The following is a 21,184-nucleotide window of genomic DNA, read 5'->3' on the forward strand; positions in this document are numbered from 1 at the left end:
TTAGCCGGATTCCTGTAATGTTTCCTGATCAGCGTATCGGCACCGGAATTTATTTCTTGATAGAATTCTCAAGCCTCCCCTAAAGCAAGACAATTCCTATATCATTGAGCCGGCTGAACCTAATCCTGAGGATGTGGCCAAATAGCATACAGAGTGGATGACCAATAACCCGTCCGCTATTGCACTACCCACTGCGCCCCAGTACCCTTTAATCAATGAGAACTATTGATGCAGACAGCAGAGCAAGATAAACGATCAGATTTGATGAAGAAGATGGAAAAGGAAACGAAGCACCATATCGAAGTTGAGGTTGAGACTCGATACATCGAGTCCCAGTCTCTGCCCAAAGAGCAGCGATTTGTCTTTTCCTACACGGTAACCATCCGCAACGACGGAGAATCCTCCGCTCGCCTCATGAATCGTCACTGGATCATTACCGACGCCAACGGCAAAACCCAGGAGGTCCGTGGCGAAGGGGTTGTTGGAGAGCAGCCACAACTCAATCCGGGAGAGACCTTCCGTTACACCAGTGGCACCGTACTGGATACTCCAGTCGGCAGCATGCAGGGCAGTTACGATATGATCGACGCCCATGGGAACCATTTTGACGCGCTGATCCCGGCTTTTTCTCTGGCCCGCCCCGGCAGTCTTCACTGATTCAATAGTCCGTGGATGAATCATAGACTGGGCTCATCCAACTTCACTCCACAGGCCGTTAGTTTCCCAAACAGACACATTCTTCGCACAGCTTTGAGCATCCAACAGGCAACCGCCACAGATTAAACCAGGCAATAACAAGAACAACTATGGCTATTTATGCAATTGGGGATGTACAGGGCTGTTATGATGAACTGCAAAAGCTGTTGGAGCTGATACGCTTCGATCCAGCCAAAGACAAGCTCTGGTTTGCCGGCGACCTGGTGAACCGGGGACCAAAATCACTTCAGGTAGTGCGTTTCATCAAATCCCTGGGCGACCGGGCCGTTTGCGTATTGGGCAATCACGACCTGCACCTGTTGGCCATCTCCCAGGGTAACCGCACCCATCAGAAACAGAGCAGCCTGATGGATATTCTCGAGGCTCCGGACAGTCACGAACTGATCGACTGGCTACGTCATCGCCCAATCATGGTCCACCACGCCAAGCGCAACGTCAGTATGGTGCACGCCGGCCTGCCACCCCAGTGGGATATCATGACAGCACTGAGCTGCGCCCGGGAGCTGGAAAAGACACTTCGCGGTCCGGGATTTCACGACTTCTGCCAGCAGATGTATGGCGACAAACCGGATAAATGGCGGGAGAACCTCAGAGGCATAGAGAGATTACGCTTCATCACCAACTGCTTCACCCGACTTCGCTACTGCACCCGGGATGGCCGACTGTCGATGCGTGACAAAGGCTCACCGGAACAACATCTGAATGCCTCCATCCCTTGGTATGCGGTACCCGGAAGAAAAAGCCGGCATGAGATGATTCTGTTCGGTCACTGGTCGACGCTGGGGTATCGACAGATCGACAATGTCTGGTCACTGGATAGTGGATGCTTCTGGGGTGGCCAGCTCACCGCGCTGAAACTGAGGAAACGCAAACCACCGAAACCCTACCACCTAAGCTGCCCAGCCAGATAAGCAATCATACTGATACAATTTGCGGTTTCATCAGCTACCCACTCAAGCCGATATCAATCGTCAGCTACGGAAGTACGTCGGACCAGGTTAACAAATGCGTAGTCATAGGCGTTCTTTTCATCTGCGGAATGATTTTGACGCGCCACTTCCTGCCACTCCTGCCAATCGATTTCAGGAAATCGCACATCCCCCTCAACATCTGCATCCACCAGGGTCAGATAGAGGCGATCCGCCCTGGGCAGCATTTCCGCATAAAAATGGCTGCCACCAACGATCATGATCTCCGGCTCCCCTTGCACGGCCGCCAAAGCCTCCTCTACCGAGTGCACTACCTCAGCACCAGGGGCAAGATAGGCCTCATTTCGGGTCACCACGATATGCCTTCTGCCGGGCAGTAGTCCGGGCAGGGACTCCCAGGTATTGCGCCCCATCAGGATCGGTTTTCCCAGAGTCAGTGACTTGAAGTGCTGCAAATCGGCAGGCAGATGCCAGGGAAGGCGGTTATCGCGACCGATCACACCATTATTAGCCATAGCTGTGATAAGCGAGATTATCGACACATCGACACCTTATTTATATGGTTCAAACCGCGACCGGAGCCTTGATATGGGGATGGGGATCGTAATCGGTCAATTCAAAATCCTCGAAGCGAAACGCAAAGATATCCTTCACCTCCGGATTGATCGACATGCCAGGCAGGGCTTTCGGTTCCCGGGAGAGCTGCAGCTCCACCTGGTCCAGGTGATTAAGATAGAGATGGGCGTCGCCAAACGTATGCACAAACTCACCCGGCTTGAGGCCGGTGACCTGAGCCACCATCATGGTCAGCAGGGCATAAGAAGCAATGTTGAACGGCACACCGAGGAATATATCCGCGCTGCGTTGATAGAGCTGACAGGAGAGTCGACCCTCGGCCACATAGAACTGGAACAGGCAGTGGCAGGGAGGCAGAGCCATGGAATCGACCTGGGCCGGATTCCAGGCTGAGACGATCAGACGTCTTGAATCCGGATTGTGTTTGATCTGTTCCACCAATTGACTGATCTGGTCAACATGGCCACCGCCCGGGGTTGGCCATGAGCGCCACTGATAGCCATAGACAGGTCCAAGGTTGCCATCCTCATCAGCCCACTCATCCCAGATACTGACCCCATTCTCCTTCAGATAGCGGATATTGGTGTCGCCTTGCAGAAACCACAGCAACTCATGGATGATCGATCTCAGATGCAGCTTTTTGGTGGTCAGCAGAGGAAACCCTTGTGAGAGATCGAAGCGCATCTGATAACCGAATACACTGCGGGTACCCGTACCGGTTCGATCCTCCTTGGTAACCCCGAAATCCCGCACATGGCGCATAAGATCAAGATACTGTTGCATGCTGTTGCCTATAAATCTGGTTTCAACCCGGCACAATAATAGGTTATGTATCGGGCATCAAGCAGGCATTGGATCTCTTCGGTAGGCGAGATAGAGCAACAACACACCAAACAGAATCATCGGCACACTCAGCAGCTGCCCCATGGTCAGCCAGTCAAACGCCAGGTAACCGATGTGCAGATCCGGCAGACGAACAAACTCGATGGCGATGCGAAATATCCCGTAGCAGATCAGAAACAATCCGGAGACCGCCATCCTCGGCCTGGCCTTGGCAGAGAAGAGCCAGAGGATGGTAAACAGCAGTACACCTTCCAGCAGGAATTCGTAGAGCTGATTGGGATGCACCGGAGGCGATAGGACCGTGTCCGGTGGCAGACCCAGACGGGCACAGAGGTTGTCGGACTCAACACAGGGCACCTGCATACCCCAGGGCAGGGAGGTGATACCCCCCCAGAGCTCCGCATTGATGAAGTTACCCAAACGACCGGCACCCAGACCAATGGTAACCAGAGGTGCGATGAAGTCGGTTGCCTCAAAAAAGGTCCGCCCCTCTTTGTGAGCAAAATACCACATGGCCAGCAACACACCGATCAAACCGCCGTGGAAGGCCATTCCGCCCTCCCAAACCATAAAAATGATCAGCGGATTGGCCAGAAAGCTCTGCAGATCATAAAACAGCAGATAGCCGATTCGGCCACCACCGACCACACCGAGCACAATGTAGAAGACGATATCGTCCACCTGCTTGGCACTCCAGACGATACCGGGCTTGCCGACACGGATACGCCCAAGCCACCAGCCACCGAAGAAGCCAATCATATACATCACACCGTACCAATAGATGTCGATTGACCCCAGGGTCACGATTACGGGATCTATGTCGGGGTAAGTCAGCATGGGTCGGCATGTTATCACAGGAATCCCATTCTCTAATGTGACATTTTTTTGGATATCTGCGATTTTCTGACACACAGCCCATGTTAGGATACTGTGAACTTAGTCACATTATTCCCATGTACTGGAATTAATTTCACAGGCGTCATGACGGACAAATCCGGAGTGTCAAGTTTTCGTTAGAAGCGCCGCTACCAGATACAAGACGATGCAACAACCTTTAGGCATCCAACGGGAAGGACAATGAGCTACGTACACGCACAAAAATTTGAAACCTATATACCGCGGGAAATGGATACTCTAGGCTCTAGACTACGCAGAAAAAGACGGGAAAGAGGCTGGACGCAAGAGGAACTGGCTCTGCGCGCCGGTACCAATCAGGCCGTCATTCAAAAGATTGAAAACGGGAAAAGTCTGCGCCCCAGAAAAATCGATGAAATCGCTCAGGTTTTGGATGTCAATCCAGCCTGGCTGATGTTCGGTGAGAGCTCCTCCGCCGTAATGGATGACGAATCCATAGAAGTGGCCAAAGCCTGGCACAATCTGCCGGAACCGATTCGCAGTAGAATCAAACGCAACATCTTCGAGCAGGTTCTGCTTCACTCGAACAAGAAGTAGCTCAGCTTCCTAAGCTCCAGCCGGGATGATTGCGGTACATCCCGGCTTTTTAATTTCCCCTCTTTCTCACAGAAACCAAGCACGGGATATCCGGGTTGACTACCCCTCGCCTGCTGAAATGCGCTTCAAGCCGATAGTCGACGGTTCAAAATCGGTAGGAGAAACCGAATGAGAAGACCGGGTAGTAGCGGTAATCCTCGATATCATCCTCAAACCGTTGCTCTTCCAGTTTAATATCGTTTGGATCAACCAGCTCTGCGAAGGCACCTGTCGGCACCAGGTCGACGCTTCCGGCCCCCTGATAGAGAACCCCCAGGTCCACATTGAATCCCCAACCCTGCTGCTTATAGGCACCGGTATCCCAGCCTACACCCAGGTAGGGTGCATAAGACCTGAAACCCACAACCGCGTCCAAACCTACCCCTGGGTAGACGGTATTGCCTATCGTCAGGTTTTCAGCACCGGCAGAACCATGGATTTCATTGTTGTTGCGGAAAACACCTGCGGAGAAACGAAATGAGGATTTGGCTTTGAACGGGTGCCAATCGGCAACCAGAGAGAGGCTGCGCCACTGCAGATCGAGATCGTATTCAATCCCATCCACCTTGGCATCAAAACCGAAGTCGTAGCGATTGAAACCCAGTCGAGCTTTGAACTGTTCAGTCAGACCATAGCCCGCTTCAATGCCGAAGCCCAATGAACCCAGTCTGGCTCCCACTACGGTATCGTAGGCAACGGCGGATTGGGGCAGCAAGACCAATCCAGTCAACAACCATTGGGTTCTGTTCATTGAGCCTCTCCTGCTCTTCAATCCTTAATCAAACTGAGTTAAAGACAAAAGCGTTATGGCATGACCGATCTATTCCAGGTTAATGCTCATTGTCCCCCTGGGACCATTGACGGATTGCCTCGTCATCGCTGTCGCGGGCGTCAACCCATCGTTCGCCATTTTCGGTTGCCTCCTTTTTCCAGAATGGCGCCTGAGTCTTCAGATAATCGATGATGAACTCACAAGCCTGAAATGCCTCTTTCCGATGGGCTGAGGCCACTGCGACCAGGACGATGGGATCGGTCGGTTTTAACTCACCAACCCGGTGCACAACCCGGCAGCCTTGTAACTGCCAACGCTCAAAGGCAAGTTTTACGATCTGTTCCAGGGCGTTCTCCGTCATACCAGGGTAGTGTTCGAGAAACATAGTGTCGACCCGATCACCCTCGTTGAGATCTCGCATCAAACCGATAAACGAGACTACCGCGCCAATGGCAGGATCCTCTCCCCGCAACAGGTCCACTTCATGGTTTGGATCGAAAGGTTCGGAATCCACCCGGATGAAATACATGCTTCAGCCTCCGGTTACCGGTGGAAACAGGGCAATCTCATCACCCGCCTGCAGAGGCGTCTGTGGATTGGCCATCTCCTGGTTAACCGCCATCATGATCCGTTGGTCCTCCGCCAACAGTCTCGACCAGTCACCACCCCGCTGGCGTAACCGACTGAGCAGATCCTCAACGCAGCGGATGTCATCCGATTCCAACTGTTCCGAATCGACACCCAGCTCTTCTCTGAATCTTGCAAACAAACGTAGTTGAACCATGCGGAAATCCTCACGCAGACCGAAGTCTCTGAAATAGTTTCATATCATCGGGAATCATCCGGCCTGCTCTCATCCCAATCGTCTCAGGGCCGGTTACCGGTAATCCTGAACGGCCCTAATGGCAAGCATATCAGATGTAAACTCTAAGGGTTTAGAGTCGAAATCAGCTGATCAATTCACTGTAGGGAATGAAATCCACGACATCACCAGGTTTAATTGCCGTCAAAGGGGGTAACACAGCCAATCCATTGGCCCAGGCGACTGAGGTTAAGACACCTGAGGATCGATTTGAATACAACCTGACTACTTCACGCCCCTGCTCGTCGATCTCCAGCTGGCCACGGGCATACTCCTGACGCTTGTCGGTTGCCGCCTTTTCGAAGCCCGCTACAACCTTGCGGGAGATGGGCTGAATACCTGCGGTCAGACCCTGCATCTTTTTTATGAATGGCCTGCCGAAGATCGTGAAGGTGACAAACAGGGAGACCGGATTTCCCGGAGAACCGAGAAACGGAGTGCCTTTAATATGTCCAAAAGCCAAGGGTTTTCCAGGACGGCTGGCAATTTTCCATAAGTCCAGTGAACCCAGGCTCTCCACGGCAGGCTTCACATGATCCTCTTCCCCCACCGACACCCCACCCGAGGCAAGTACCAGATCAGCCTCTTCGGCACCCTGTCGCAGAGCATCGCAAGTCGCCTCAAAAGTATCCTCGACAATTCCCATTTCAAAGGTTTCACAACCCAATTGTTGCAACAGTCCCGTCAGGGTGAATTGATTGGAGTTGTAGATCTGACCTGAGCCGAGTGGATTACCCGGCATTACCAGTTCGTCACCACTGGAGAAGAGCGCCACTTTCAATTTGCGGTATACCGACAACTCAGCCACCCCCACGGATGCCGCCAGTCCAAGATGTTGTGGCGCAAGACGCAACCCCGGTTTCAGAATCACCTCTCCCTGCAGGATATCCTCACCGGCACTTCTTATATTCGCTCCAGGTGCCGGTTTCTCCTTGATGATCAGTCGATCCCCGTTTGCCTCGCAAACCTCCTGGATCACCACCACATCCGCACCGGGTGGCACTGGGGCTCCGGTAAATATGCGGGCTGCGGTTCCTGGGGTGAGGGATTTACCTACTGAGCCCGCGGCAATCCGCTGATCGATGGTCAGATGCGCTTTGTCAGCCGACAGGTCCGCTGAATTGACAGCGTAACCATCCATTGCACTGTTGTCCCAGGGAGGCACATCAACCTGACTTTTAACCGGTTCGGCCAACACTCTGCCCAGCGCCTGGTTAAGTGGCACCGACTCTTTCTCAGTAACAGATTCAGCCTGCGACAACAGCAGCGCCAATGCCTCTTCCACAGGTTTCAATGATGGTTGATGGCGATCACAATCACTCATCTCTTACCTCTCCAGAGATCTGTTAACCCGAACCCAGTGGGTTCACCAGGGATTGAACCAATGGTTCAAAATCGATAATCAAATGCTTTTTCAAAGCGATGAGCGAAGGACTCGGTAGAGACGATATGATTTTGTGTCCCAGCCTGCTCAACCTTGATTGCCCCCATCAAAGAGGCAATTCGACCTGTGGTCTGCCAGTCCATGTCGTTCATCAGGCCATAGATCAGACCCGCCCGGTAAGCATCACCACATCCAGTCGGATCAACCACAGCTTTCACCGGTGCATTGGGAATCTGAAATGATGCGTCACGGGTAATGATTTCCGATCCTTCAGCTCCCCGGGTGACAATGACACCTTCCACCATCTCCGCCAACTGCTTCAGGCTCTTACCGGTTCTCTCCTGCATCAGCATCGCTTCATAATCATTGAAAGCCATCCAGGTAGCCTGTTCTGCAAACTTCAGCAGACTATCGCCATCGAACATCGGCATGCCTTGACCAGGGTCAAAAATGAAAGGCACACCGGATTCGGCAAACTGTTCGGCATGCTCCAACATACCCTGCCTGCCATCGGGTGAGACCATACCCAGCGTACAATCATCAATTTTTGAGACATCGATCTCGTGAGCCTGGTTCATTGCACCAGGGTGGAAAGCGGTGATCTGATTATCGTCCTTGTCAGTGGTGATATAGGCCTGAGCAGTATAGCTGCCGGGAACCACTTGAACATGATCCCGGCTGACACCACACTCATCCATCCATTTCGCATAGGGTTCGAAATCGTCACCGACCGTGCCGACCGGTTTACCCTCTCCGCCGAGCATGTTCAGATTGTAGGCAATGTTTCCGGCACAGCCACCAAACTCCCGACGCATATCCGGAACCAGGAAAGAGACATTCAGAATATGCACCTGCTCGGGAAGGATGTGGTGTTTGAAATGATCATGAAAGACCATAATGGTATCGAATGCGAATGAGCCGCAGATCAGAGCCGACATAACTGCCTCTTGTCCTTTAAACTGTTACAAAGATTGCTATTGTACAGCGATCCAAGACAGAAGGTGTTATCACAATGTCATCGTGGTGGGAGTAACACCACAGATAACATTGGTGACAGATTCACGGTGATTTGCGTCCACTCGCGTTTCCACAATCTTGGACATTCAATCCTCAGCTTTATAGGCCAGATCCAGCTCCCGGGCCGCGCGCACATCATCCAGACGTTTGACAGGCATGGTATGGGGTGCCTGTTTCACAAGATCGGGCTGATTCTCAGCCTCCTGCTTGATGGTGCGCATGATGTCGACAAACTGATCCAGCTCCTCTTTGGCTTCGGATTCAGTTGGCTCCACCAGTAAACACTCCGGCACCAGCAGCGGGAAGTATGTGGTGGGGGCATGCACACCATAGTCGAGCATGCGTTTGGCAAAATCCATGGTATTCACATCCAACTCCTTGGCCTGCTTCTTCAGGGTCAGGATAAATTCATGACTGGCCCGCCTCTCTGGATAGGCGGCATCAAAACCGGCCTCCATCAAACGTTTCAGCAGATAGTTGGCATTCAATGTGGAAAACTCGGATACCCGATGCATACCTTCACGCCCCAGCAGACGTGCGTAGACATAGGCACGCAGCAGCACACCCGCATTACCGGCAAAGGCGGACAGCCGGCCAATGGTATTCGGTCGATCCTTTTCGCTCAGCCAACGGTAGTCCTGACCATCATAGTCAACCATGGGCACCGGCAGATAGGGCTCCAGGCGCTCACTGACACCCACCGGACCCGCTCCCGGACCACCGCCACCATGAGGCGTTGAAAAGGTCTTATGCAGATTCATATGAATCACATCAAACCCCATGTCACCTGGACGGACCTTACCAAGGATCGCATTCAGATTGGCGCCATCATAATAGAGCAGTCCGCCTGCTTCGTGCACCATACTGGCAATCTCTTTGATGCGACGCTCGAACACACCCACCGTAGAGGGGTTGGTCAGCATAATACCGGCTGTTTGTGGGCCCAGTGCCGCTTGCAGCGCATCCACATCGATATCCCCATCCGCTCCGGTGGGAATCTCCCGGGCTTTGTAGCCACACATCACCGCTGACGCGGGATTGGTGCCATGGGCCGCGTCCGGTACCAGAATCTCTGTACGCTGATCATCCCCCCGGGCATCGTGATAGGCGCGAATCATCGCCACACCGGCAAACTCACCCTGGGCACCTGCCGCTGGAGAGAGCGAGACCGCATGCATACCGGTAACGTTTTTCAGGATCTCCTGCAGCTCATAGAGACAGGCCATGAAACCCTGGCTGTGGGTATCCGGCGCCAGCGGATGCCGGGTCAGCAGCCCAGGCAGACTTGCCAGGGTATTGCACGCCCTGGGGTTATACTTCATGGTACAGGAACCCAATGGATAGAAGTGTGTATCGATTGAAAAATTCTTCTGCGACAGACGGGTAAAGTGTCTGACCGCCTGCATCTCTGAAACCTCTGGCAGATTGGGCCGACTGGTACGCACCATCTCAGCAGGAATCCCTGTCAGCTCAGGTTTTTCCAATGGAGCCTGTGCAGTGGCTCGTCTACCTTTTCGCGAATGATCGTAAATCATAACTCACCAATCCGGTTACTACTGAGAAGGCGTCTGGGCTTGTGATTGAATCACCCGCTCCAGCTTACCCCGATAGTTTTCAATATCATCATCACTGCGCAATTCAGTCGCACAGACCAATACGGCATCACCCAGCTCCGGGTAGTCATCCTGCAGATTGAATCCACCGAGCACGTTATGGGTTGCCAGCATGCTCAGCGCATTCACAGTTTCCAGCGGCAATTTCAGCACCTGCTCATGGAAGACCGCCCCACTGAAGAGCGGCTCCACACCTGGCAAACTGGTTAGTGCCTGAGTGAGTTTCTGTGTATTGGCATGGGAGGTTGCGGCAACCCGCTGCAAGCCTTCAGCCCCCATAATGGACATATGGATGGTGGCTGCCGTAACCATCAGCCCCTGATTGGTGCAGATGTTTGAAGTCGCCTTCGAGCGACGGATGTGTTGCTCACGGGCCTGCAAGGTCAAGGCGTAACCCGGCTTGCCATCCATATCCACCGTCTTGCCGATAATCCGCCCGGGCATCTGTCGCACCAGCTTGTCGGTACAGCAGAGGAAACCGAAATAGGGGCCGCCTGAGGCAAGAGGGGCCCCCAAGGGCTGGCCTTCACCACAACAGATATCGGCGCCCTGCCCGCCCCACTCACCAGCCGGTTTGATCAGTGACATGGCGAGAGGATTGACCACAGCGATCGCCAGCATACCATTTTGGTGAGCCCAATCCGTCAACGTATCGGTCTGTTCCAGGACACCGAAAAAGTTTGGCTGGGGGATCACCAGTGCGGCATAGTCCTCACCGGCATATTTTTCCAGATCCGCCATATCGACCTGACCGGTCGACTTGTCATAAGCCACTTCAACCAGTTCGATCTTCTGATTGCGGACAATGCTGTGAGCCACCCGACGATAGTGCGGATGCAGATTTCTCGGCAACAGAATCCGTTTCGATTTGGATTTACGATTACCTCTGACCGCCATCAATACAGCCTCGGCCAAGGCTGAGGCGCCGTCATAGAGAGACGCATTGGAGACATCCATTGCGGTCAGTCCAGTCATCATCGACTGGAACTCATACAGTAACTGCAGAGTACCCTGACTGGCCTCCGCCTGATAGGGGGTATAGGCCGTGTAAAACTCTCCCCTGGTGGTCAACTCCCACACCGCTGCCGGGATATGGTGATCATAGGCCCCAGCGCCGATAAAACAGAGTGGCTGCCCATCGGTACGGGCATGACTCTGCATCAAGCTGGCTACTTCCATCTCAGGCAATCCCGGGGGAATCTCCTGCAGCTCTCCGCAGCGAAGCTCAGTTGGAATTTCATCAAACAGGTCATCGATACTGTCGACCCCGATGGTCGCAAGCATCTCCTGAATATCATCTTCTGTATGTGGGATAAATGGCATATCCGCCTCATCAATCGCTTGTATTAAAACCCTGCGTCCTACTCTTCCTCAGCCACCAGGGCATCATAGCCCTCAGCATCCAGCAGGCCATCCAGTTCAGACATATCGGATGCTTTGACTTTAAACATCCAGCCATCACCAAAGGCGTCTTCATTGATCGTCTCGGGTGCGCCATCCAGCGCATCGTTGATGGCAATCACTTCACCGCTAACCGGACTGTAGACATCCGAGGCCGCTTTGACCGATTCAACGACCGCGCAATCGCCCCCGGCATCGAGTGACTGACCGACTTCCGGTAGATCGACAAACACCAGATCACCCAGCAGCTCCTGCGCGTGATCTGTAATTCCAATGGTCAGACTGCCGTCACCTTCATCTTTTATCCATTCGTGGGATTTCGCATAGCGGCGGTCGGTAGGTGCATTACTCATGTGACTATCCTTTAGAAAAAATTGATCGATTGTTACAGCGCCAGGACAGCTTTACCCTGACGTGCGAAAGGTGGTTTCACCACCTGTGCCGGAACCCGTTTGCCGCGAATCTCAACATCACAGCTCTCTCCAACATCAGGCGATACACGTGCAAAAGCGATGGATCGCTCCAGGGTGGGCGAAAAGCCACCTGAGGTAATCTCACCAATCTCCTGCTCTCCGTTAAACAGTTTCAAATGGTTACGCAGCACCCCGCGTCCGGTCAAGACCAGACCGATGAATTTCTTTTTCTGTGGATTCTTGCGTTGAGCTTCCAGGGGTCCGCGACCGATGAACTGCCGATCTGCAGGCTCCCAGGCCACCGTCCAGGCGAGTCCTGCCTCCAGCGGGGAGATCTCTTCATCCATGTCGGTACCATAGAGATTCATACCCGCCTCAAGACGCAGGGTATCCCTCGCACCCAGACCACAGGGGGCTACCCCCGCATCACTCAATGCCTGCCAGAAGTTTGCGGCCTGATCGCCAGGCACCATGATTTCGAAGCCATCCTCACCGGTATAACCAGTACTGGCGACAAACCAGTCTCCATCGTCCAAGGCATTGAAAGGCTTCAACTCACCAGCCTGCTGTAATTTCTCCGAGAGTAACGGCAGAGTCTTTGCCTTGGCATTCGGCCCCTGTACCGCAATCATCGCCAGGTCACGCCGCGGGGTGAGCTTCAGATCAAATCCGGCAGACTGCTTCTCCATCCAAGCCAGATCTTTCTCGGTGGTAGCCGCATTCACCACCATGCGATACCACTCGTCACCCAGGTAGTAGACGATCAGGTCATCCACCACACCACCCTGCTCATTGAGCATACAGGAGTAGAGCGCTTTACCCTCATTCTTCAAGCGGTCGACGTCGTTGGCCAGCAGATGGCGAAGATAGGATTTGACTCCGGGGCCCTGCAGATCGACCACGGTCATGTGTGAAACATCGAACATGCCCGCATCCTGACGCACCTGATGGTGCTCCTGAAGCTGGGAACCATAGTGTAGAGGCATATCCCAGCCACCGAAGGGCACCAGTTTGGCTCCCATCTGTTGATGCTTGGGATAGAGGACGGTCTGTTTGTTCATTAATCTTCTCCCGGTTTAAACCTGAACCCGTGGGTTCAGGTTGAATACAAAAAAGGGCGGCGCGGATGAGACCATCCGCGCCGCCCCTCTGTCCAAAACCTGAGAGTTTGGCGCATGCATACAAGGTGATTTAGGCAACCTGCTGCGCGCCTGCCCCGTCGGTGGGTGTTGTTACACCACTCTCCAGAGTCGACCTAAGCCTAATTGAGTTTACTTGGCTTCTCCCCACGGTCCTTTTGCCTGAGCGATTCCGGGCGGGTTTGCGCCTTCGGCGTCGGCTTTCAGCCGCTCTCTCCCACGGGGGTGGATCGAGGAATGACTATACTCTTCTACCGGGCGGTTGCCAATCCGCAAAAACCTCATAAACTGTCAGCTGAATTGCTGATTCCAGGCGGATGATCAGCGGGCCAGCCTCGGCCTGTCCCCGACCATTCCCATCGCACGCCGCATGATCTGGTGTTTCACAAACCCGGAACGGTCGGCAAGATTCAAACCAAGGTTTCGGATCAGTCGCAGCGGCGGCACTTCGTTGCTAAACAACCGCTTAAATCCATCCATAGCGCCCAGCATTGCGATATTCGCCCCCTTCCTGGCCCGCTCGTAACGACGCAGTGTAGCCATCGATCCGATCGACCTGCCAGCCGCACCCGCCTCGGTCAAGACATCGGCCAGGGTCATGGCATCCATCAGACCCAGATTGACCCCCTGCCCCGCCAGTGGATGCATGGCATGGGCCGCATCACCGATAAGTGCCAGGCCAGGCTGAATATAGGTCTCCGCATGTTCGAGTCGCAGCGGAAAAAGACCTCTGGGGCCAATCGCCTGAATCGAGCCCAAAACCGCTTCACTGGCCTGGGTCAGCTCCTGACAAAAACCTGCATCATCCAGCGACATCAATGACTCACCATGGGTCGGACTGGTAGACCAGACAATGGAACAGCGGCCATCATCAATCGGTAACAGAGCGAGCGGCCCTGAGCTCATGAAGCGCTGGCGAGCGGTATTATCGTGAAACCGATGCGGGGTAATGGTGGCTACGATGGCGTGCTGATCATACTCCCAACCCCGGGTATCGATTCCGGCCAGATGTCTGATCTCGGAGTCCCGGCCATCGGCTGCCACAACCAGTTTGGCAGTCAACCGCTCACCGCTTTGCAATACAACCTCCGGCGACTCCCCCAACAGCAGATTGCTGATTCTTTCCGGAAATCGCAGCTGAACATTGGAATAGGACTCCAGCCGCTCCCAAAGGGCCAGCTGGGTCACCCGGTTTTCCACGATATGCCCCAGATCCATCTCACCGATCTCAGCGGCACTGAAATGTATCCGCCCGTTTCCTCCGGCATCCCATACTTCCATCTTGTCATAGGGACTGACCCGCATTTCAGCCATCCGAGGCCAGGCCTGCAGGTTTTCAAGGATTCGTTGCGAGGCCCGGGTCAATGCAGAAACTCTCAGATCAACCTCATCCTCGGGCCAGCTCCGAGCAGGCTCCCTGACATCGATGACCGTGACCTCAAAGCCGGCCTCCGCCATGGCACATGCCAAGGCACTGCCGACCATCCCGCCACCAACAATCAGCAAGTCGACAGTGGATGGGGAATTCGTCATAGTGATACTCCTCTGCCAAGTTTTGATAATCGTCCATTCAGACCCATGAACTGCCTGGCGACCTGATGTTTGAGTCCAGGCATCAGATCGAGACCCACCAAGCCGAGGTTTCGCATGAGTCGCAGAGGCCCGAACGGGTTTGCAAACAATCGCGCCAGACTGTCAGTAATCGCAGCCACCCGATTCTGATCCCTCTCTCGCCATTGCCGATACTCATTCAGCAGTTCAAGATCTCCAGGGTCCTGACCATGTTTTGCCGCCTCAACCAACAGATCCGCCAATCCAGCAACATCCCGCAACCCAAGATTGAATCCCTGTCCGGTTACCGGGTGTATCGCATGGGCCGCATTACCGATCAAGGCAATGCGCGACCTGACCTGCTCTTCAGCCTGACGCAGCCGCAGTGGATAGGCCACCCGTTTACCCAACCGCTCCAACCTGCCCAGCCGGTAACCAAAGCGATCCTGTAAACGGTCCAGAAAGGCCTGATCACTCAGCCCCATCAACTCCGCCACCTGGTGATCTTCAGCCGTCCATACCATAGAGAGACGATCATCCGTCATCGGCAACAAGGCTAAAGGACCGGTATCGGTGAAGCGCTCATAGGCGACAGACCGATGGGCACGATCACAACCGAGGTTGGCGATTATGGCCGTCTGCCCATAGCTTTTCTCTTTCAGAGGAATCGACAGAAAGCGACGGACCAGTGAATCCCCACCATCCGCAGCAACCAGCAAGCGGGTATTGATTCGTTGCTCACGACCATCCTGCTCTACCCTCGCCTCCACACCGTTGCCTGAAACGGCGAAACTCTTCAACTGTGCAGGACAGATCAGCTGCACATCCTGACGTCTATCCAGTTCGCTCAACAACGCATTGCCGAGCGACCTTGCCGTCACCACATAACCCAAGGCATCGACCCCTTCCTGGCGGTGATTCAATCGAGTGAAACCGAAGTGCCCCCGATCCGAGATATGAATATCCAGAATCGGCTGAGCAACAGCTTCGATACCTTGCCAGACACCCATCGCCTGAAGAATCAGGCGACTGCCCCAGGAGAGTGCGATGACCCGGTCATCGTAGCTGGGCTGACTGGTGGAACTCAGTGGCCAGGCCTCGATCACACCTATTTCATAGCCATGTCCACTCAAGGCATGGGCCAGGCTGGCGCCGACCATACCACCGCCTACGATCAGAATATCCAGTCGATCAATCATGTGGCCATCACCGATTCAATCTCTGCAACACGCTTTGGAACATCTTTGGTCAACACCTCGCAACCCTCCTTGGTGACAACCACATCATCCTCAATACGTATCCCGATATTCCACCACTTCTTCGCAACCCCCTTACTACCGGTTGGAATATAGAGGCCGGGTTCGATGGTTAACGCCATGCCTGGCTCGAGCATTCTCCAGGCCCCATCCACTTTGTAATCACCAACATCATGAACATCCATACCCAGCCAGTGACCGGTACGATGAGGAAAGAAGGGTTTATATTTCTCTTCACGTATCGATTTTGCCAGGGTTCCCTTGATGATCCCCAGCTTGATCAGGCCACGGGTGATCGTCCTCACCGCTGCATCATGCGGATCATTCCAGTGATTACCCGGTTTGACCTTTTCAATTGCGGCATCCTGGGCAGCCAATACCAACTCATAGAGTTGACGCTGCGGCTCTGAAAATCGACCGTTTACCGGATAGCTGCGGGTGATGTCAGAGGCGTAGTAGTCATACTCACAACCCGCATCGATGAGCAGCATCTGTTTTGCCTGTGCCTGACAGTTGTTATCGATGTAGTGCAGAGTACAGGCATTGGCGCCCGCTCCGACAATTGGTGGGTAGGCTTGCGCCCGGCTACCTTGATGGCTGCACTCTCTGACAAACTCGGCTTCGAGTTGATACTCCCATACACCCGGTTTACAACTCTGCATGACCTTTTTATGTGCTTTTGCTGAGATACGTGCAGCCTGCCTCATCACCTTCAACTCAGAGCGACTCTTGTAGAGCCTCATCTCGTGCAGATAGTGATCAAGTGCAATAATCTCAACCGGCCCCTGGACACCGCTACGTGATTCGCATCGAATCTCATTGATCCACTCAGAGAGTCGTTTGTCGAATTTCGGATTGCAGCCCATGACATAGAAGATTCGCTCACACTGCTCCAACATCCGCGGCAATATGTCATTCAGATCCCCAATCGGGAATGAGTCATCGGCAGCATACTTTTCACAGGCGCCTTCCTGTCCTGCACGCGCCCCATCCCATAGCTCCTTTACCGGATCTGATTCCCGGTTGAACAGAATATACTCGGCCTGTTTACGCCCAGGTATCAAAACCAGCACCGCTTCAGGTTCAGGAAAACCGGTCAGGTAGAAAAAATCACTATCCGGGCGGTAGGGAAAGTGGACATCCCGGTTACGAATCAGGAGTGGTGCAGTTGGTAAAATCGCAATACTGCCAGGCCCCATCATTCGCATCAGCTCACGACGACGGCGCTTGAATTCACTCATCTGCATTCGATTCCCCCCGTATCTCGAACAGCTCTTCCCACATCAGCAGCGTGACCACCTTCAAAAATTCCTGTAACTCCACATAGGCCACCTCAGTCGCTTCACCAGACTCGAGTTGGTCATAATCCAGACGGGTAAAATGCGCCAGGTCCTGAATCGCCTCTTTGGAATCACCCGACAGCATCTGTTCGGTCACACCGGCCAGCCCAAGTCCATACAGATACCCTTCACACCATTCGCTCAATGCTTTGGCCCTGGTGGAAATGACTTCATCATCCTCAGGAAGTAAAGGCATGAATGTGAGCTCTTCCTGAGTAATCTGATGCCTGGCAGCGTAGTAGAGTTGCCCTATCATTTCCCGGGTTTCCTGAGCCAGCAGATCCCCCTCCGGCCAAGCCTCTATAAAGGCTGCAATCCAATCCACCGGTGCCTCGGCAGAACCGGCGCAAATCAATCCGCTGATGACACCGTGCAACTCACTGGCTCCCATATCGGCACTCATCGTGCCCAGTAGCTTTTCGAGGCGTTGGTAGTCGGGCATTTGATCCGTTGTTAACATTTTATCTCTTTGATGCCTCTCGATTCAGAATCAACTGAACCAAGTATGTCGTTTCCAGCCACAATCCGCCAGCCGAGTTTTCAGCCGCCATCAACCGCTGAACTACAGAATCCATACACATTTATTGTTGCTGTCGGATCAAATCACAGCCAACGCCTACTGATCCATAAAGAGCGTGTCACAGACGGCCATGAAAAAGTGATGCTCTTGGCAACAAGGACAATAGCTGAAAAGCTTTTCTTGAAGTTGCTAAACATCTAATTTTAAATGATGGATCTGTCATACGTGATACGGAAGCAGCCTCAATACAGGCCTGTGAAGGGCGAATCGCCAATCAAAACAGGCTATTTCTGGCTGGGATAGGGCTTTATCGACCGCAGATATTCACCCGGCAGCCATAGTATGCCACTCCGCAACCTGCACTGAGACAGCTTAATTGCACTACAGAAACTGGACAGTTTGAGTAATACAGCACGGATAACCATCAATTTCCGTCAGAATCTGCCGATAGATGTGTCGTGATTACAGTTTCGAATCATTTCATGCAGTTATAGAGATTGACCCACCACAAACTGCCCACTATATTGATGCCCATGACAGAAAAAGAGACAAATAATCCAACTGAACTGGATCTCCAGGCACTCGAAGTCCGGGTTGAGGAGCTGATTCGCGCCTGCTCCTACCTCAAAGACGAAAATAAGTCCCTTCGCATGAGGCAGGACAACCTTGTTGCTGAAAGAGCTGCATTGATCGAGAAAACCGAGCTGGCAAGAACTCGTGTCGAAGCCATGATAACCCGTCTCAAATCCATGGAAACACCCCAGTGAAAAGCAACACCCTGCCTGTAACCGTCTCGATTCTCGACAAGGAATACCGTATATCCTGTCAACCGGATGAGCGTGAATCGCTGTTACAGGCGGCAGCTTATGTGGATGGCCAGATGCGCGAGATCCGTCAGGCCGGTCGGATCATCGGAACCGAACGCATCGCTGTAATGACCGCTCTGAATATTGCCAACGATTTACTGCTCAGCCAGAGAACCAAGGAAGATGGTTCACAAAACATCTCCCGCCGGATCAAAACACTTCAAGAGAAGATTGAGATCGCCCTCAATTCAACCAATCAGATGGAGCTTTAAGCATCCATCCACTGGCACCTCCAGCCAACACTGCGAGCCACCGTACAACCCCCAGACTCCGCAGCAGCAGTGCCGTGGCCAGGCCGTGCACATGTTAAAGATAGGGATATTGAGGTACTCCAATACAATGGCTGCAACTCGGATCAAGGTGACACAGTAATACCTAACATTCTGATTTAAAAAGAGAGCCTGCTCAATTTCCCTGGCCAAACTTCAATCTGGAATCAGATTGGCAAGCTTTGAATGACGCAATGAAGTTGACAGTTTTAGTTGCCGGTTTAATAAAATAGGTTTAGCCTAGAGTTGTGACGCCCCTGTGGTGCACGTTAGCAGCCCGGGTATTTTCTTGAGCCTAATAGCTACCCTGGGAACATAATGCTAATACCGGTGTGCATGTCCGTTTTCATGCGGAAAGCCTGAGGTACTACTGTTGCTCCCACTTGAACCCTCTGGTTCAAGAACAAAGGCACGCGACGGCACAAACGGGGGCGTCACCTCAACAGTTATTAACCCGGCATCCAAATAGTTTACTTTCAGCCGCATTGAGCCTGCCTGCAGCGAGGCATCAATACGCCGCTGTAGCACACCTACAGCAGGTTTTGATAGCGAAGTCTGCTGACAGGCTCAATACGCCTATCATGATCACATTCAAAATGTTAGGACTACAAGCCTGCCCTTGCTCTGCGTAGTGGCTCTTGACAAGGGGACAACCTTTCTCTGCGAGTCAAGCCTTGAACAAGGACAGGCTTGCAGCCCTGAGAGCAAACTATTTGGATACCGGGTTAATAATTATGCAGACTTCACAACTCCGCCAACAGATCAAGGCTGAACGCCGTCAACTCAGCCTACAGACCCGTACACAGCACAGTCTGCAACTGCTGGACCATGCGAAAAACTACAAACCTTTCAGACAGAGCAGACGCATTGCCTTCTATCATGCCGTCAACGGTGAAATTGATCCGACGCCGCTGCTTGAAGAAGCACTGAGGAGCGGAAAAACCCCCTACCTGCCGATCCTCAGGCATGATGCATCCATCGGCCTATGGTTCGCACCCTATACTGACAAGGCCAAGCTCAAGTTGAACCGGTTCGGTATTCCTGAGCCTACCGTAGTACACCGGAAGCTGATCAAACCATGGTCACTTGATATGGTCTTTGTACCACTGGTGGCATTTGACGATCATGGACATCGCATGGGTATGGGAGGTGGCTTCTATGACCGGACATTTGCCTTCAAACTGCAACGCAGACATCTCACAGGCCCAACCATGGTAGGACTGGCACATAATCTCCAACATCGACCGGTCATCAACTCCAACCCTTGGGACATTCCACTCGATTGCGTGATAACAGAGTCTCATCTTTACAAGTTCTAAGTGATGATCAAGGTATCCAGCAAAGCCTTTAGCAGTAAGGCATGACACTCTTGACGATCAAATTCGTTACAGATAACTATCATCCTTACTGAAACGCTCTATTTATCTATCCGATTGCAGGTGTTTTACAGTGATAACTGATTCAACCAATGTAATTCAGAAGATTCGCATCACGCATATTCAAAGCTCTAAAACAGACTGAAAGCTTCAATCAAACTAATTTCAATAAACGAGATGATGATACAAATCTGATCAATATTTTGATCTGATATGGCTAAAAATCACTTAACTCACCATGATAAGTACCAACAAGTTGAATTAATTAGCAAAAGAATGCGTTATCTTCTGGATTTTTTTAAAAGCTGAATTATACTCAGTTCATCTGTTAGGTAGTTCTTCTGGGAGGAAATATATATGGCGAAGAAAAAGGCCGCCAAAAAGAAGGCAACAGCGAAGCGTGCAACCACAACCAAGAAGGTAGCTGTTAAAAAGAGAGCTACCAAGAAGAAGGTGGCAACCAAGAAGAGAGTTGCTACCAAGAAAAAGGCAACCAAGAAGAAGGTAGCAGCGAAAAAGAGAGCTACCAAGAAGCGGGTTGTTAAGAAGAAGGCAACCAAAAAGAAGGTAGCCAAAAAGAAGGCAACCAAGAAAAAGGTCGCTAAGAAAAAGGTTGCCAAGAAGAAGGTCGCTAAGAAGAAGGCAACCAAGAAAAAGGTCGCTAAGAAAAAGGTTGCCAAGAAGAAGGTCGCTAAGAAAAAAGCTACCAAGAAAAAGGCAGCGAAGAAGAAGGTGGCTGCTAAAAAGAGGCCAGCCCGCCCTAGGAAAGTAACCCCTAGAAAGAAAAAGGCTGCTTCTTAGACTGGCTCAGTAACAACAAACCCCGCATTGCGGGGTTTGTTGTTTACA

Annotated in this window: 23 protein-coding genes, 1 other RNA gene and 2 riboswitches; of the genes, 8 read left to right on the top strand and 16 right to left on the bottom strand. The window is 52.6% G+C overall.

Annotation, left to right across the window (positions count from 1 at the left end):
• The first annotated feature begins 273 nt into the window (after nt 1–273).
• Both apaG and A3193_RS13945 read left to right on the top strand, forming a co-directional pair.
• A complete protein-coding gene (apaG, locus tag A3193_RS13940; protein WP_139116893.1) occupies nt 274–657 on the top strand; it encodes a Co2+/Mg2+ efflux protein ApaG in 384 nt (127 codons plus the stop codon).
• 149 nt (nt 658–806) lie between these two features.
• Nucleotides 807–1,628 (top strand): symmetrical bis(5'-nucleosyl)-tetraphosphatase, encoded by an 822-nt coding sequence (locus A3193_RS13945; protein WP_069003655.1) that lies wholly within the window; start codon nt 807–809, stop codon nt 1,626–1,628.
• 53 nt (nt 1,629–1,681) lie between these two features.
• On the opposite strand, the gene folA is transcribed toward A3193_RS13945, so the two are convergent.
• From folA to lgt, 3 genes are read right to left on the bottom strand one after another with little or no spacing between them, the layout of a single operon-like run.
• Nucleotides 1,682–2,188 carry a type 3 dihydrofolate reductase gene (gene folA, locus A3193_RS13950; RefSeq protein WP_268802802.1) on the bottom strand — a complete coding sequence of 169 codons (507 nt, stop codon included), beginning with the start codon at nt 2,186–2,188 and terminating at the stop codon, nt 1,682–1,684.
• A gap of 22 nt (nt 2,189–2,210) precedes the next feature.
• Entirely contained in the window at nt 2,211–3,005 is a 795-nt protein-coding gene (locus A3193_RS13955; RefSeq protein WP_069003653.1) for a thymidylate synthase, read from the bottom strand.
• A 57-nt stretch (nt 3,006–3,062) separates the two neighbouring features.
• On the bottom strand, nt 3,063–3,902 hold the full coding sequence (lgt, locus tag A3193_RS13960; protein ID WP_069003652.1) for a prolipoprotein diacylglyceryl transferase: 840 nt from the start codon (nt 3,900–3,902) through the stop codon (nt 3,063–3,065).
• A gap of 240 nt (nt 3,903–4,142) precedes the next feature.
• On the opposite strand from lgt, the gene A3193_RS13965 reads away from it, so the two are divergent.
• Nucleotides 4,143–4,517 (top strand): helix-turn-helix domain-containing protein, encoded by a 375-nt coding sequence (locus A3193_RS13965; RefSeq protein WP_069003651.1) that lies wholly within the window; start codon nt 4,143–4,145, stop codon nt 4,515–4,517.
• 145 nt (nt 4,518–4,662) lie between these two features.
• Here A3193_RS13965 and A3193_RS13970 read toward each other — a convergent pair whose 3' ends face one another.
• From A3193_RS13970 to A3193_RS14030, 13 genes are all read right to left on the bottom strand, one after another.
• Entirely contained in the window at nt 4,663–5,307 is a 645-nt protein-coding gene (locus A3193_RS13970) for a hypothetical protein (RefSeq protein ID WP_069015091.1), read from the bottom strand.
• Between the two features lie 79 nt (nt 5,308–5,386).
• Nucleotides 5,387–5,857, bottom strand: coding sequence for a molybdopterin synthase catalytic subunit MoaE (gene moaE, locus A3193_RS13975; protein ID WP_069003649.1), 471 nt, complete (start codon nt 5,855–5,857; stop codon nt 5,387–5,389).
• A 3-nt stretch (nt 5,858–5,860) separates the two neighbouring features.
• Nucleotides 5,861–6,112 (bottom strand): molybdopterin converting factor subunit 1, encoded by a 252-nt coding sequence (moaD, locus tag A3193_RS13980; RefSeq protein WP_069003648.1) that lies wholly within the window; start codon nt 6,110–6,112, stop codon nt 5,861–5,863.
• Nucleotides 6,113–6,275: 163 nt separating this feature from the next.
• Complete coding sequence (locus A3193_RS13985) at nt 6,276–7,514, bottom strand: molybdopterin molybdotransferase MoeA (RefSeq protein ID WP_069015092.1); 1,239 nt, start codon at nt 7,512–7,514, stop codon at nt 6,276–6,278.
• Between the two features lie 65 nt (nt 7,515–7,579).
• Nucleotides 7,580–8,512: a carbohydrate kinase family protein gene (locus A3193_RS13990; RefSeq protein ID WP_069003646.1), complete on the bottom strand. Its 933-nt coding sequence runs from the start codon at nt 8,510–8,512 to the stop codon at nt 7,580–7,582.
• Nucleotides 8,513–8,677: 165 nt separating this feature from the next.
• Nucleotides 8,678–10,126, bottom strand: coding sequence for an aminomethyl-transferring glycine dehydrogenase subunit GcvPB (gene gcvPB, locus A3193_RS13995; protein WP_069003645.1), 1,449 nt, complete (start codon nt 10,124–10,126; stop codon nt 8,678–8,680).
• An 18-nt stretch (nt 10,127–10,144) separates the two neighbouring features.
• On the bottom strand, nt 10,145–11,527 hold the full coding sequence (gcvPA, locus tag A3193_RS14000; RefSeq protein WP_069015093.1) for an aminomethyl-transferring glycine dehydrogenase subunit GcvPA: 1,383 nt from the start codon (nt 11,525–11,527) through the stop codon (nt 10,145–10,147).
• 38 nt (nt 11,528–11,565) lie between these two features.
• A complete protein-coding gene (gene gcvH / locus A3193_RS14005) occupies nt 11,566–11,958 on the bottom strand; it encodes a glycine cleavage system protein GcvH (protein ID WP_069003643.1) in 393 nt (130 codons plus the stop codon).
• A 32-nt stretch (nt 11,959–11,990) separates the two neighbouring features.
• The gene (gene gcvT / locus A3193_RS14010; protein ID WP_069003642.1) at nt 11,991–13,079 is read right to left on the bottom strand and encodes a glycine cleavage system aminomethyltransferase GcvT; all 1,089 of its coding nucleotides are present in this window, start codon (nt 13,077–13,079) and stop codon (nt 11,991–11,993) included.
• 78 nt (nt 13,080–13,157) lie between these two features.
• Nucleotides 13,158–13,276: riboswitch (glycine riboswitch) on the bottom strand.
• A gap of 21 nt (nt 13,277–13,297) precedes the next feature.
• Nucleotides 13,298–13,387: riboswitch (glycine riboswitch) on the bottom strand.
• 91 nt (nt 13,388–13,478) lie between these two features.
• Complete coding sequence (locus tag A3193_RS14015; protein WP_069015094.1) at nt 13,479–14,690, bottom strand: UbiH/UbiF/VisC/COQ6 family ubiquinone biosynthesis hydroxylase; 1,212 nt, start codon at nt 14,688–14,690, stop codon at nt 13,479–13,481.
• On the bottom strand, nt 14,687–15,907 hold the full coding sequence (gene ubiH / locus A3193_RS14020; RefSeq protein ID WP_069015095.1) for a 2-octaprenyl-6-methoxyphenyl hydroxylase: 1,221 nt from the start codon (nt 15,905–15,907) through the stop codon (nt 14,687–14,689). The genes A3193_RS14015 and ubiH overlap by 4 nt, the downstream gene beginning before the upstream one ends.
• Nucleotides 15,904–17,211, bottom strand: a complete 1,308-nt coding sequence (pepP, locus tag A3193_RS14025; protein ID WP_069003639.1) for a Xaa-Pro aminopeptidase — start codon at nt 17,209–17,211, stop codon at nt 15,904–15,906. Before pepP ends, ubiH begins: the two co-directional genes overlap by 4 nt.
• On the bottom strand, nt 17,198–17,764 hold the full coding sequence (locus A3193_RS14030) for a UPF0149 family protein (protein WP_069015096.1): 567 nt from the start codon (nt 17,762–17,764) through the stop codon (nt 17,198–17,200). The genes pepP and A3193_RS14030 overlap by 14 nt, the downstream gene beginning before the upstream one ends.
• Before the next feature lie 593 nt (nt 17,765–18,357).
• Between A3193_RS14030 and A3193_RS14040 the strand changes: the two genes are divergently transcribed.
• From A3193_RS14040 to A3193_RS21030, 5 genes are all read left to right on the top strand, one after another.
• The gene (locus A3193_RS14040) at nt 18,358–18,591 is read left to right on the top strand and encodes a TIGR02449 family protein (RefSeq protein WP_069004123.1); all 234 of its coding nucleotides are present in this window, start codon (nt 18,358–18,360) and stop codon (nt 18,589–18,591) included.
• Nucleotides 18,588–18,902 carry a cell division protein ZapA gene (locus A3193_RS14045; RefSeq protein ID WP_069003637.1) on the top strand — a complete coding sequence of 105 codons (315 nt, stop codon included), beginning with the start codon at nt 18,588–18,590 and terminating at the stop codon, nt 18,900–18,902. The genes A3193_RS14040 and A3193_RS14045 overlap by 4 nt, the downstream gene beginning before the upstream one ends.
• 308 nt (nt 18,903–19,210) lie before the next feature.
• Nucleotides 19,211–19,395: non-coding RNA, 6S RNA (ssrS, locus tag A3193_RS14050), on the top strand.
• Between the two features lie 298 nt (nt 19,396–19,693).
• Nucleotides 19,694–20,278 (top strand): 5-formyltetrahydrofolate cyclo-ligase, encoded by a 585-nt coding sequence (locus A3193_RS14055; protein ID WP_069003636.1) that lies wholly within the window; start codon nt 19,694–19,696, stop codon nt 20,276–20,278.
• A gap of 414 nt (nt 20,279–20,692) precedes the next feature.
• The gene (locus tag A3193_RS21030; RefSeq protein ID WP_141694791.1) at nt 20,693–21,136 is read left to right on the top strand and encodes a histidine biosynthesis protein HisIE; all 444 of its coding nucleotides are present in this window, start codon (nt 20,693–20,695) and stop codon (nt 21,134–21,136) included.
• The last annotated feature ends 48 nt before the right edge of the window (nt 21,137–21,184 follow it).

Source organism: Candidatus Thiodiazotropha endoloripes, assembly GCF_001708965.1.
Taxonomy (GTDB): Bacteria; Pseudomonadota; Gammaproteobacteria; order Chromatiales; family Chromatiaceae; genus Thiodiazotropha; species Thiodiazotropha endoloripes.